This is a genomic window from Duganella sp. FT27W (assembly GCF_009295655.1).
In the GTDB taxonomy this organism is placed as follows: Bacteria; Pseudomonadota; Gammaproteobacteria; order Burkholderiales; family Burkholderiaceae_D; genus Rugamonas; species Rugamonas zoogloeoides.
This window is the reverse complement of the sequence record NZ_WHIV01000002.1, coordinates 1,125,440-1,138,923: the sequence shown is the minus strand read 5'-3', so window position 1 is coordinate 1,138,923 and position 13,484 is coordinate 1,125,440. Positions and strand designations below refer to the sequence as shown.

Below are 13,484 nucleotides of genomic sequence, written 5' to 3'. Positions count from 1 at the left end.
AAATAGCAGGTTATTGAACCAGTATCGAGCAGCGTATGAACATGGTAGCAAACGAACAAGTGGTGGCTCCTGACGAGGGCGCGGTAGTCCCTGCCGGACCGGCTTTTGTGCACCTGCGGGTCCACTCCGAGTACTCGATCGTCGATGGCCTGGTGCGCATTGACGACCTGGTCAAGAGCGCCGCCAAGGACAAGCAGGTCGCGCTCGCGGTCACCGACCTGTCCAATATGTTCGGCATGGTCAAGTTCTACAAGGCGGCGCGAGGCAAGGGCGTCAAGCCGGTGGTCGGTGTCGATGTGTGGATTACCAACGACGACAACCGCGACAAACCGTCACGCCTGATGCTGTTGGCCAAGAACCGCATGGGCTACCTGCAACTGTGCGAACTGCTGTCGCAAGCCTGGCTCACCAACCAGTACAAGGGTCGTGCCGAGATCCGCACCGAGTGGCTGGCCAACCTGGTCAACCAGCAATATGCATTGCTGCCCGGCGATTCGCCTGCCAATGGCCTGATCGCCCTGTCCGGCGCCCACTTCGGCGACGTCGGCATGGCGATTGAAAACGGCAACCCGGAACTGGCCGAGCAGAACGCGCAAAAATGGTCCAGGATTTTCCCTGGTCATTTCTATATCGAAATCCAGCGCGCCGGCCAGGCCAACCAGGAAGCGCAGGTGCGCCACGCGGTGTCGCTGGCCTCCAAGCTCGGCTTGCCGGTGGTGGCCACGCACCCGGTGCAGTTCATTTCCAAGGATGAGTTCATCGCCCACGAAGCGCGCGTGTGTATCGCCGAGGGCGAAATGCTGGCCAACGGCAAGCGCGTGCGCAAGTTCAACGAGCAGATGCGCTTCCTTACGCAAGCGGAGATGCGCGAGCTGTTCCACGACCTGCCGGCCGCGCTGCACAACTCGGTGGAAATCGCCAAGCGCTGCAACCTGACGCTCACGCTGGGCAAGCCGCAACTGCCGAACTTCCCCACGCCCGGCATGACCATCGACGAGTTCCTGATCGCCGAAACCAAGAAGGGACTGGAAGAGCGGCTCGAGCAGCTGTATCCCGATCCGGTGCGGCGCGAAAAAGAACGCCCGCGCTACGAGGAACGGCTCGACTTCGAGAACAAGACCATCATCAACATGAAGTTCCCCGGCTACTTCCTGATCGTGGCCGAGTTCATCCAGTGGGGCAAGAACAACGACGTGCCGATCGGCCCGGGCCGGGGTTCGGGCGCCGGTTCGCTGGTCGCGTACGCGCTCAAGATCACTGACCTCGATCCGCTCAAGTACAACCTGCTGTTCGAGCGTTTCCTGAACCCGGAACGGGTTTCGATGCCCGACTTCGATATCGACTTTTGCCAGGAAAAGCGCGAGCTGGTGATCCAGCACGTGAAGGACCTTTACGGCCGCGATGCGGTCTCGCAAATCGCCACGTTCGGTACCATGGCGGCCAAGGGCGCGATCCGCGACGTGGGCCGCGTGATGGACTTCGGCTACAACTTCTGCGACGGCGTCTCGAAACTGATCCCGTTCAAGCCGGGCAAGCCGGTGTCGATTGCCGAGGCCATTGAAGAAGAACCGATGCTCAAGGAACGCCAGCAGAACGAGGAAGAAGTCTCGCAACTGCTGGACCTGGCGCAGCAGGTCGAGGGCATCACCCGTAACATCGGCATGCACGCCGGTGGCGTGCTGATCGCCCCGGGCAAGCTCACCGACTTCTGCCCGCTGTACACCCAGGGTGGCGACGGCGGCGTGGTGTCGCAGTACGACAAGGACGACGTCGAGGCCGTGGGCCTGGTCAAGTTCGACTTCCTGGGCCTGACCACGCTGACCATTCTCGACCGCGCGGTCCGCTACATCAAGGCGCTCGACCCGGTCGAAAAAGATTTCGACCTGGCCAAGCTGCCGCTGAACGACCGGCCGTCGTACGACCTGCTCACCAAGGCCAAGACGGTCGCGGTATTCCAGCTCGAGTCGCGCGGCATGCAGGGCATGTTGAAGGATGCGCGGCCCGACCGCTTCGAGGACATTATCGCGCTCGTGGCCTTGTACCGCCCGGGCCCGATGGACCTGATCCCGGACTTCTGCAAGCGCAAGCACGGCGAAAAATTCGACTATCCCGATCCGCGTACCGAATCCATTTTGTCCGAAACCTACGGCATCATGGTGTACCAGGAGCAGGTGATGCAGATGGCGCAGATCGTCGGCGGCTACTCGCTGGGCGGCGCCGACATGCTGCGCCGCGCGATGGGTAAAAAGAAGGCCGAAGAGATGGCCGAGCACCGCGAGATCTTCCGCGCCGGCGCCGCCAAGGACGGCCTGTCGGCGCAAAAGGCCGACGAGATCTTCGACTTGATGGAAAAGTTCGCGGGCTACGGTTTCAATAAATCGCACGCCGCCGCGTACGCACTGCTGTCGTACCACACTGCGTATTTAAAGGCGCACCATCCGGCCGCGTTCATGGCAGCCAATATGTCGCTGGCGATGGAAGACACGGAAAAGGTAAAAATCCTGGTCGAAGACGCGATCGATATCTGCGGTTTGACCATCCTGCCACCCGATATCAACAAGTCCGACTACCGCTTCGTGCCGGACGGCCCGGCGCCGTCGGTTACCGGTAAAAAAGTCACGCAAATCCGGTACGGCCTCGGCGCCTGCAAGGGTGCGGGCCAAAACGCCATTGAAGCGATTATCGCCGCGCGCAAGGCCGATGGTCCGTTTGTCAGCCTGTTCGACTTCTGCAAGCGTGTCGATAAAAAACAGATCAACCGCCGCACCATCGAGTCGTTGATCCGCGCCGGCGCGTTCGATTGCCTGAACGTCGATCGCGCGATTTTGCTGGCATCGGTCAGCTTTGCCATGGAGTACGCCGACCAGCAACTGAAATCGGCCAACCAGGTCAGCCTGTTCGGCGGCGACGACAGCGACCTGGAACCGCCACCGGACTATGTCAAGGCCGATATCTTCACCGACCGCCAGCGCCTAGCCGAGGAAAAGATGGCGCTGGGCTTTTACCTGTCCGGCCACATGTTCGATTCGTTCGCACCCGAGGCGCGCCGCTTCTCGCGCACCAAGCTGGCCGACCTGGAACCGTCGCGCGATCCGCGCATCCTGTGCGGCGTGATTACCGGCATCCGCCCGCAGATGACACAGCGCGGTAAACTCCTGATCGTCACGCTCGACGACAAGAGCGCGGTGGTGGAAGTGACGGTGTATGCCGAGGTGTTCGAAGAGTGCAAGCACATGATCAAGGAAGACGAGTTCCTGGCCGTGATCGGCAAGGTTTCGGAAGACCGCTTCTCGGGCGGCTTGCGCATTTCGGCGGAAAAAGTGTTCGATATCGTCAGCGCCCGCGTCAAGCACGGCAAGCAGCTGGCGATGGCGCTGCCTGTCACGCTCGATGTCCGCAAGATGGCGGAAGTGCTGGCGCCACACCGCCATGCCGATGGCTTGCCGGTGTCGGCACGCATCATGCCGCAGGGCGTGGCGTGCACGGTGCAACTGGGAGAAGGGTGGCGCGTGGCGCCGTCGGACGACTTGCAGCAGGCGCTGCGCCAGCAGTTGGGCGCGCAAGATGTGCTGATCGAGTATTGACCAGGGACCTCGCAACACGGCAGCGAGCGGCCCGATACCGTCTTGGGGAGTCCAAGCGTACGACAGTACGCTGAGCTCCGGTTCGGCGGTAACTGGCCGCGTGGCAGGTGGGCGAGGACTTACAGTTGCGCGGTCACGCTGGTGATGGCGTAACCTTTCGAGCCGATCTGCGCGAGCGGATCGGCGATATGGTAGCGGGACAGGTCGCCGTTGTCGTCATCGACCTCGACCTTCTCGGCTTCCACGTGCCAGTCGGTGCTGGTCGCTTCTTCCGGAATGGTTTTTCCTTCCGGTACAGCCAGGTAGGTGTGCTTGCCTTCTGCTTCGTCTCGGTAATAAATATCTACACGCATGGGGTACCTCCTTGGGCGAAAAACCTATGGTAGCGGATTTTTCCTACCCGGCGCGTCCGCTTAAAGTCCAGGTGCGGTAAGGAAATTATGCTTTCCCCAGTGCCCGTACCCGCGCCTGCCGCTGCCACAGTTTGACCTTGCGGCTCAGCGTCTGCTTGAAGCGGAACACCAGGCTGTTGGCCAATGCCTGCCGTACCTGGCGCGCGGCGCGCAGGTCGTCGCGGCGGCTGGTCGAGCGCAGGCTGCCTTGCTCCATCTTGTCCAGCACGTTGTCGGGCGTACCGAACAGCGTGGCCCGATAAATCTCTTTCAACTCGCGCCGCACCACGCGCCCGGTCGCCGCCGGCAACTGGTAGGAGTTCTTCACCGCACCGATATAGAAATAGCTGACCACGGCATCGAAGTGGTCGCGCACGCTTGCGCTGACACCGGCTTGCTCGAGCGCCGGCTTGGTCAGCCCCAGTGCGGCCGTAAAATCGCGGCAATAGTCGGCGCTGACCGACTTGGTGATGCTGACCGGGTGCTGGCGATAGGCCAGCAACTGCTGCGGCAGGTAGTACAGCGAGCGGCAGCGCGCCAGCAGGCGCGGCGTGACGGCCACGTCCTCGAACAGGCGCTTGGTGGGATACAGCGGCTGGTCGAAGCTCGCATAAATGTCACGCCGGATCACGCGCGCCCACGCGTACAGGTGGCGGTCGGCAAAGAACACGCCCAAGATAGTGTCGGCGTCGGTGATCAGTGTCTCGGGCGTGTAGCCCATGCGCACGGCGCGGTTCTTGTCGGGCCGGTCGGGGTGCCACATGGAAAAGTCCAGTGCGATCGCGTCGGGATGATGGCTGGCGATTACCGCGTCCAGCCGCGCCAGGATGCCGGGTTGCAGCAGGTCGTCGCTGTCGATGAACAGGATGTAGTCGCCGCGCGCCTCCTGCAGGCCCACGTTGCGCACTTGTGCCAGGCCCTGGTTGGCTTGCCGGATCAACCGCAGCGCGCATTGCGGCGCGGCGGCGGCCTGCGCCTGCACGCGGGCGGCGGTGTCGTCGCGCGAACCGTCGTCGATCACGATCATTTCGTGGGCCGGCCCCATTTGCGGCACGATGTGGGCCAGGCATTCGTCGATGAAACCGGCAGCGTTATAGGCGGGAACGATGATGCTGATGGAAAACGGGGCGGACATGGTCAGTTGGTTTTGCTAAGACGTTGTTGCCTGGCCATTTGCCAGGTTTTGTAGGCGCGGTTGATGGTCTGGCGCCACTTGAACACGGTGCTGTCGGCCAGCGCCTGGCGCACCTGGCGCGCACAGCGGCGGCCGTTGCGCAGCGTGACCGACGCCAGCTGGCCAGCTTCCAGGTTGTGCAGCGTTTTTTCCACCGTACCGAACAGGCTGCCGAGGTAAATCTTGCGCACGTCGGCGCGCACCTGGTCCGGCTTGGCCGAGGCCGGCAACTGGAACGAGGTCTTGATCGCACACAGGTAGAACAGGGTCGCGGCGCCATCGAACTCGGCGCGCATGGCCGCGCTGTCGGTTGCGCCGGCATTTTCCAGGTGCGGCCTGGCCGAGGCCAGCGCCAGCACGAAATCGGTACACCACTGCGGCGTGATCACGCGCGTGATGCTGACCGGGTGCTGGCGGTAATGCAGCAGCACCAGCGGCACGTACACCAGCGTGCGGCAGGCGGCCAGCAGGCGCGGCACGATGGCCATGTCCTCGAACAGCCGGCCCGACGGGAACAGCGGCAGCCCCAGTTGCAGGTAAATGTCGCGCCGGATGATCTTGCACCACACATACATGTGGCGGTCGGCAAAATACGTGGACAGGATCGCTTCCGGTCCTTCCACCACCACGTTGGGAAGGTAACCCAAATGGTGGTATTCGAGCGGCTTGGCGGTGCGGCCCGGGTACCAGATGCAGAAATCGGTGGCGATCACGTCCGGCGCATACTGGGCGATGGCGGCGTCGATGCCGTCCAGCGCGCCCGGCTGCAACAGGTCGTCGCTGTCGACAAACAGGATGTACTCGCCACGCGCCTGCGCCACGCCGTTGTTGCGGGCGTCGGCCACGCCGGCATTGGGCTGCTGCACGATACGCGCCGCGCATTGCGGCCACGCGGCAAACACACCGCGCGCGCGCTCGACGGTGGCGTCGGTGGAGCCGTCGTCGATCAGCACCAGTTCGTGGCCGTCGCGCATCTGCGGCAGGATGCAATCGAGCGTTTCAACGATAAAGTCCTGCACATTGTAGGCAGGCACCACGATGCTCAATCTGAGGGGGGCGTTCATTGGGCCAGCCCCACCGTGGCGCGTACGGTTTTATCGAGCATGCGCGCTTCCACCCGCGCCTTGTTGCTGCTGGCCTGGTCGCGCACGGCTTCGCGGTGCCACAGGTGCAGCACTTCGGTGGCAAATGCGCCATCCTTGCGCAGGATGCCGGCGTTAAACAGGCGCAGCACGATATCGGCATCCTCGTGGCCCCAGCCGGTAAAACTTTCGTCGAAACCGTTGATGCGTTCGATGTCGCTGCGCCACGCCGCCATATTGCAACCCTTGATGCGGCGCCAGGTAAAGCGGTCCGATGTGCGTTTGACGTCGGGAAAATGCCACCAAAGTTGTAACAATTTGTTCAGCCCGCCATTCAAACGCAGCTTCAATTGGCCCCACGGCGACAGTTGCAACGGGTGAACGGTGCCCGCCAGCACCTGCGCAGTCAGCGCTTCGCTGAGCAAAATGCGACTACCGGTTACCATGCAGCCTGGCTCGGCCAACCGCCGATGCTGGCTGATAAAGCTGCTTTGCGGGATGCAGTCGCCGTCGAGGAAGATCAGATAGTCCCCTTTGGCTGCCGCGATACCGAGGTTGCGCACCCGCGCCAGGCGGAAGCCGATGTCCTCTTGCCAGATGTGCCGCAGCGGGACCGGCGAGCGCGCTTGCAGCTCCGCTACGCAGGCACGCGTGTTGTCGGTCGAGCCGTCATCGGCGACAATGAGCTCGAAATTTTTCTCGTCCTGGAGAAAGAATGCCTCGATGACTGCGCGCAGTGCATCCGGGCGATTGTAGGTCGCAATGACGACTGAAATATTGATTGTTTGTTGCATGAATGGAGGCGGGCAGGGTGATCTCTCGCGGAAAGAACCACAAGAAGAATGATGCATAATACCTTATCGCAAAAGCCTGTCAGCACTGTCTTTTTCAACAGCCTGTTGTTTGCGCCACCATTCCTGTTTTTGATCGCACGCGGCGGCACCGGCTTGTTCAGCCTGGTCTACTTGCTGGTGGCGATCGCCAGCTGGCGCGCCGTCCGTACTGTTGCCGCACCGCACATACGCGAGTTTGCGCCGCTGCTGCTGGCCTTTGCTTTTCCCCTGTTGCTGGCCCTCGGATACTACGTATTCGACCCCGAAGTGCGGCTGCGCGACCTCGAGCGCCCGGTGCGTTCGCTGGCCGCTGCCGCCGCGCTGCTGGTGGTGCTGGTGTGGCGGCCATCGCGCCGCTTCCTGTGGTGGGGCCTGATCGCCGGCGCCGTCGCTGGCGCAGTGTTCATCAGCTACCAGCGCTGGGTGCTGGGCATGGATCGCCCCGGCGGCTTGATCAACGCGATTACGTTCGGCGATATTTCGTTGTGCATGGGCTTGATGTGCCTGGCGGCCTCGCGCGACTTCCATGGCCGCGCCGTGCTGTGGCCGGTGCTGGGCGCGCTGGCGGGCCTGATCGGCTCGGTCGCTACCGGCACCCGTGGCGGCTGGGTAGCCGCAATCCTGGCCGTGCTGCTGTTGCTGCGCTATGGCAATGTGCTGGGTGGCCGCTACCGCAAGGGCGCAGCGCTGCTGGTGCCGGTGCTGCTGGCGATGTCGTTCCTGGTGCCGCAAACCGGGGCGCGCGAACGGGCCATGCAGGGCGTGGCCGATGTCGAGCAATATTTCGCAGGTGGTAACACGTTTACCAATATGGGCGTGCGGCTCGAGCTGTGGCACACCGCCACCGAGCTGATCGCCGAGCACCCGTGGCTGGGCCGCAGCGTGGCGGCGGTGGACCGCGCCAAGCAGGCGATGGTGGCCCGTGGCGAAGCGCCGCCATACGTGCTCGAATTCGACCACTTCCACAACGACGCGCTGCACGCCACCGTGTTCGGCGGCGTGGTCGGATTGCTGGCCTGGGCCGGCACGCTGCTGCTGCCGTTCCTGTTCTTCCGCCGTCAGTTGCACCGTGGCAGGGCACAGCGCCGCGATGTCACGGCGCCGGCGCTGGCCGGCATGTTGCTGGTGGTCTGCTACTTCGGCTTTGGCTTGACCGAAGTGATTTTCTGGACCATCCACAGCAGCGTGTTTTATGCGCTGATGTTGTTCATGCTGGCCGGCCTGTGCCTGACCGCGCCCCGTCAGTCGGTGACCGGGTAGGAGAAGCTGCTGACCACGCCGCTTGGGGTGGTGACGGTGATGTTCAGCGCGCCGCTGTTGATCGGGTTAAGGCAACCGGTAGCGTTCTGGACTGCGTCGCTTGCCAGTTGCACCCGGTAGATCCAGCCACTCGAATCGGGCTGTATGGTGTTGGCCACCACGACATCGGCAGCGGACAGCAAGATGCCGTTGGACACGCTGAAGTTGATCCTGGTACCGGCAGGCAGAGGGTTGCCCGGCAGGTCGAACAGCCAGTTGCTGTCGTTCGGATGCGCGGCCAGGCGGTTGGTGGCGAACACGGTTGGATTGTTGTCGCGGATGGCGAAACGGAACGTGCGGGTGTCGTTGACAAATGGCGTGCCGCTGATGCACTGGCTCAACGCCAGCGTACCGACGGTGGGCGCGCCGCCGACGGCCTGGCCGAGCAGCGTGACGTTGGCGGTACTGTTCGACAGCACCATCACCATTGACTGGCGCAGGTGCACGGTATCGCCGCTGCCCACGCCGGACGCCCGCAGCACGCCATTGTAGATGCCGTTGCCGGCCGCATCCCAGACGCCATTGCCGTTGGTATCGATAAATGACTCGCCGGACACCCGTGCTGCATTGCCTGTGGTGAAAGCGTCGTCGCTGCCGCTGGCGTTGGCGTCGGTGACGGCGCGGTCGTTTCGGAAGGGGTCGCCCAAGTCAGTGAATGTTTCGCCGGCATCAAAGCGGTTGTTGCCGTTGGCATCGACAAAACTTTCTTCTCCCAGCGCATAGGCCAGCACCGTCACGCGGCCGTCGGCCGGACGCGGGCTGGCGGCGCAGAAGCGCACCGTGCATTCGCCTGGCGTGCCCTTCTGCTTGATCACGGTACCGTCGGTGAGCGTGGTGGTGGTCTCGCCGGTCAGGCACGAAGCATCGACGGTGCCGCCTTCGGCCGTGAAGCTGACGGCAGTGCCGTCCGGCGCCGGATTGTGGAAGCGGTCGGCCAGGCGCGCGGCCAGCGTGGTGCCGTTCGGCGCCGGGCAACCGTTGAATGAACCGCCCTCGACGTTGCGAATCACCGCGCTGAGCGAGAAGCTGGCCTGCTCCGGCACACCGGTCGACACCACCAACTGGTCGGAGACGGTACTGATGCCATTGCCTGGCAACGTGGCCGACACCCGCACCGGGGTGTTGATATTGCCCGAAGTGACCACTGTCGATACCGTGCCGTCGCTGCCGGTGGTGGCGCTGGCAGGGCTCACTGTCAAACCGCCGACGACGGTGTTGAGCGCGAAGTTGACGACCTGGCCGGCCAGCGGCTGGCCGACGGCGTTGAGCACCTTGAAGGTAACGGTGGCGGTTTCCTGGCGCCCGGCGCCTCCGGTGCCCCGCAGCGCAATGTTTTGCGGCAGTGCCGACACGAACGTCAGTTGGCCAGCACTGGCGGCATTCACCGTCAGGTTGGCGCTGCGGGTGACAGTGGCGCCGCTGACCACTGCGGTGGCGGTGACGATGTCGGTAGTGCCGCACCCCAGATCGGTGTACGAACTGCTGGCCACGCCATTCACGGTGGTCACCGGCGTGATCAGACGGGCCCTGCCGGCCGTCACGCACGGCGAACTGAACGTGACTGCCAGCGGTGGGGCATACGGGGTGGTGCCGCTCAAGACAGTCACTTGCACACCCGCGGTGCCGCCGGCTGCCAGGCTGGTGGGGGCGATCGACAGGGCGCCCAGCGTCACGGCCGAATAATCGACCGTGTAGTTGACGCTGGCGGTAGCGGTCTTGCCGTCGACGCTGGCACTGGCCGTGGCCGTGAACGCGCCAGCGGTGGTGCCCACCGGCAGACCCACGCGCGCGGTGCCGGTGGCGTCGGTAACTGCCGTGCCGGCGGCTGGCACAAACACACCGGTGGCGTCGGTTGTGGTAAACGTTACCACGGTGTTGGCGACGGCCGCATTGGCGCCGTTGCGGAACACCGCAACCAGGTTGCCCGGGCGGTCGTTGCTGATGGTCGTGATGGGGGCGTTGGCGCTGTCGGTCAGTGCGACCGTCATACGGGGCGCGGTGGCGCCGGTGCCGGTACTGCAGCCGGGCAGGTTCGGATCGCGGCTGGGGTCAATCGTCACGCAGCCGCTGGCGCTGTTACCACCGCCGCCGCCGCAGGCGGCCAGCAGCATCGCCAGGATGGCGGCCAGGAAGAGCTGGAGCAGGTGGCCGGTATGGTACCGGGAGGAGGTGGTTCGGTTCATGGAGACTCCTGGTTGAAAGCGGTGGCAGGGCGCTCTTGGCGCGCCAGCAAATTCGGATTGATGTTGTGCTGGTCCTGGCCCAGCACCAGTCGCAAAGTGACCTGGCGCGGCAGGGTGGCGACCGGTACCAGTGTTGCGGGGCCGCCCAGCGCGGTACGCAGCGCGCTGGCGCGTTGTTGCTGGCCAGGCACATACTCGATCACCGTGCGCGCCTGGGTGTAGCCGCGCTGGTTGCCAAGCACAGAACTGGCGGCGGCAAAACCGCGTTGGCGCAGCATGTCGCGCATTCTGGCGGCGCCGCCCGGCATACCGTTGCCGTTAATGATATGCAGGCACTCGGGCGTGTTGGCGTGGCTATCGGTTGCCGATGCTATGGACACTGCGGCGACTTTGGCCACAGCTTGCAAACGCAATTCATTGGGTCCCACGCGCACCAGCGACAACTGCGGCGTTGGCGCGGTCGTCAAGGCGAACGGCTGCAGCGTCACCGTCGCCGCAGCCACTGGCAGGACGGCAGGGGTATCGAGCTTGCCGCCGCCCAGCAGCGAGAGATTGGCGCGGGCAGGACCGTAGTCCGGGTCCAGCGCCAGCGCCGCGCGCAGCGTGGCAGCCGCTTGCGCATCGTTTCCCTGCAAATGCAGGAGATAGCCGAGATTGCCCAGCGGCTGCGCCCGGGTCGGGAAATCCCTGGACAGTTGCTGCAGCAGGTCGGCCGCTTCGCCCAGGCGGCCCTGTTTCGCCAGCAGCACTGCACGGGCGTTGCGGGCGTCGAACTGGTCCGGGTCCAGTGCCAGCGAGCGCGCATAGGCGGCGTCGGCGCGGGCCAGGTCGCCCTGCTGTTCATACGCGCGGCCGAGCCGGTAGGCGTAGCGGGGATGATCGCCATCGCCGTCGCTGATGCGCAGCAGCGGCGTGGTCACCAGCGCCGGCGGTGGTGTGGTACCGCAGGCTTGCAGCAGGGCCAACGCGCACAGGGCGGACATGGTTTTCGACGCAAATGCCAGCGGACGCATGATCGGCTTTCTGCTCATTGGGAAACGCTCGAAATGCCCTGATACAGCTGCAGTATCGCTGGTCCCAACATGACCACCAGCAGGCTCGGGAAGATGAAGAAGATCAGCGGGAACAGCAGCTTGAGTGCGATCTTGGCAGCCTGTTCCTCGGCACGCTGGCGGCGCTTGGTACGCAACATTTCCGATTGCACCCGCAGCGAATCGGCAACGCTGGTACCGAAGCGGTCAGCCTGGATCAGCATGGTGACCAGCGAATCGACATCTTCCACGCCGGTACGCAGCGACAGGTTGCGCAGCGCTTTTTCCTTGGCACTGCCGGCCCGTAACTCAAGCGTTACCAATTGCAGCTCTTCGGCCAGCACCAGGCTCTTGAGGCCAATCTCTTGCGCCACGCGCGCCAGCGCCGCATCCATTGCCAGACCCGCTTCCACGCATACCGTCATCAGGTCTAGCGCATCCGGGAAGGTTTCGAAAATATCGCGCTGGCGCCGTTTGATTACGTGGTTGAGCAGGAGACCCGGCACGTAATAGCCGATGGCGGCGGCCGTCAGCAGGTAGGCGAGCCTGGTCGTGTTGTCGGCCAGGCTGGAGGTGCTGCTCAGGTATAGCAGCACCAGCAAGGGCAGCACCACCGCCAGCCCGGTCTTGGCGGCATAGAAAAGCCCGGGTGCGGCCGGGGTGCGCCAACCGGCGTTGATGAAACGTCGGCGCACGGCGGACGTTTCCCAGCCCTCGGCTGGCACCGATAGCTTGGCCAGCGGCGAGGCCAGGTTCACCAGTTGCTGCAACCAGAGACTGCGGTCGAACCGGGTTTCCGGTTGTTCCGTGAGGGCGTCGAGCCGGTCCCGCACGGCGGTATTGGTAAACAATCTGACGGCCACCAGGGCGCCGCCAAACACGATGATGAAAATTACGATCAAAAAGATCAACTGGACCAGTTTCATATTCAGATCCGGATTTTAGTGACCTTGCGGATCACGAGGAAACCGACCACCATCAAGCCTGCCGCGCCCATCAGCATGCGCTGGCCTTGTGGATCGATGAACAGGATATTGAGGAAGTCGCGATTGAATGCGAACATCATGCCGCCTACCGCAAAGGGGAGCGAGCCCAGTACCCAGGCGGACATCCTGCCCTCGGCCGACATCACGCGCACTTGCGCCAGCAGACGCAGACGGTCGCGGATGATCGCGCTGATTGATGCCAGCAACTCGGTCAGGTTGCCGCCCGTCTCGCGCTGTATCAGCACGGCCACCACGAAATAGCGCAGGTCGGCGCTGGGCACGCGCTGCGCCATGCCCATCAGCGCATCCGGCATCGCGATGCCAAAGTTGACTTCATCGAACACTGCACGAAATTCAGCCGACAATGGCATCGGCATTTCATCGGCCACCATCTTGAGGGCGGTAGGGAATGCATGGCCGGCTTTCATGGCACGGCTCATCATGTCCAGTGCGTCGGGCAACAGCAGTTCGATGCGGGTGATGCGGCTCGCCTTGGCGCGATTGAGGTACCACCAGGGAATCAGGGCGCCGCACACGCCCATCACCAGCCAACCGCTCCACGGCAGGCCCAAAGCCATGGCAATCACCACCCCGGCCAGGGCCGACAGGCCGATTATCATCAGCAGCCGGGCGGCGGTCCAGGAGCGACCCGATTGCAGCAGCAACTGGTCGAGCACGTGCATGCCCGGCACGCGCAGCAACAGGCGGTGAATCTCCGGATCCTGGCTGAGCATCCGATCCTTGGTGATCGAAACGGCCAGCTCGGCACCGTCGTCACCAATAGCATTGCGCAGGCGCCGCGCCACGCGCTTGGCCTGCTCCCCCTTGACGTTGTGCACGCTGCTGTAAATCCCCCACACCAGCAGCGCCACGGCGCCGAACACGCACAAACCGAAGACGATCAAACGGTAATCCATGCT

General features: G+C 63.8%; 10 protein-coding genes. 2 read left to right on the top strand and 8 right to left on the bottom strand.

The features are described 5' to 3' along the window. The first annotated feature begins 35 nt into the window (after positions 1-35). Positions 36-3,584 (top strand): DNA polymerase III subunit alpha, encoded by a 3,549-nt coding sequence (dnaE, locus tag F8197_RS11190; RefSeq protein ID WP_152881868.1) that lies wholly within the window; start codon positions 36-38, stop codon positions 3,582-3,584. A 119-nt stretch (positions 3,585-3,703) separates the two neighbouring features. Here the strand turns inward: dnaE and F8197_RS11185 are convergent, their stop codons facing one another. The 4 genes from F8197_RS11185 to F8197_RS11170 form a co-directional block, all read right to left on the bottom strand. Next, positions 3,704-3,937 carry a DUF6139 family protein gene (locus F8197_RS11185; RefSeq protein ID WP_056141351.1) on the bottom strand — a complete coding sequence of 78 codons (234 nt, stop codon included), beginning with the start codon at positions 3,935-3,937 and terminating at the stop codon, positions 3,704-3,706. Between the two features lie 85 nt (positions 3,938-4,022). Continuing rightward, entirely contained in the window at positions 4,023-5,111 is a 1,089-nt protein-coding gene (locus tag F8197_RS11180; protein WP_152881867.1) for a glycosyltransferase family A protein, read from the bottom strand. Between the two features lie 2 nt (positions 5,112-5,113). Beyond that, on the bottom strand, positions 5,114-6,214 hold the full coding sequence (locus tag F8197_RS11175; RefSeq protein ID WP_152881866.1) for a glycosyltransferase family 2 protein: 1,101 nt from the start codon (positions 6,212-6,214) through the stop codon (positions 5,114-5,116). Next, positions 6,211-7,026, bottom strand: coding sequence for a glycosyltransferase family 2 protein (locus tag F8197_RS11170; RefSeq protein ID WP_152881865.1), 816 nt, complete (start codon positions 7,024-7,026; stop codon positions 6,211-6,213). The genes F8197_RS11175 and F8197_RS11170 overlap by 4 nt, the downstream gene beginning before the upstream one ends. Before the next feature lie 51 nt (positions 7,027-7,077). Here F8197_RS11170 and F8197_RS11165 point away from each other — a divergent pair, with 51 nt between their 5' ends. Beyond that, on the top strand, positions 7,078-8,325 hold the full coding sequence (locus tag F8197_RS11165; RefSeq protein ID WP_193333401.1) for an O-antigen ligase: 1,248 nt from the start codon (positions 7,078-7,080) through the stop codon (positions 8,323-8,325). Here F8197_RS11165 and F8197_RS11160 read toward each other — a convergent pair. The 4 genes from F8197_RS11160 to F8197_RS11145 are packed head-to-tail and all read right to left on the bottom strand — an operon-like array spanning position 8,307 to position 13,481. Continuing rightward, complete coding sequence (locus F8197_RS11160; protein WP_152881863.1) at positions 8,307-10,547, bottom strand: hypothetical protein; 2,241 nt, start codon at positions 10,545-10,547, stop codon at positions 8,307-8,309. The two genes, F8197_RS11165 and F8197_RS11160, sit on opposite strands and share 19 nt — an antisense overlap. Then, entirely contained in the window at positions 10,544-11,560 is a 1,017-nt protein-coding gene (locus F8197_RS11155; protein ID WP_193333400.1) for a LytR C-terminal domain-containing protein, read from the bottom strand. The genes F8197_RS11160 and F8197_RS11155 overlap by 4 nt, the downstream gene beginning before the upstream one ends. 14 nt (positions 11,561-11,574) lie before the next feature. Next, positions 11,575-12,504, bottom strand: coding sequence for a type II secretion system F family protein (locus F8197_RS11150; RefSeq protein WP_152881861.1), 930 nt, complete (start codon positions 12,502-12,504; stop codon positions 11,575-11,577). A gap of 2 nt (positions 12,505-12,506) precedes the next feature. Continuing rightward, complete coding sequence (locus F8197_RS11145) at positions 12,507-13,481, bottom strand: type II secretion system F family protein (RefSeq protein WP_152881860.1); 975 nt, start codon at positions 13,479-13,481, stop codon at positions 12,507-12,509. Between the last annotated feature and the right edge of the window lie 3 nt (positions 13,482-13,484).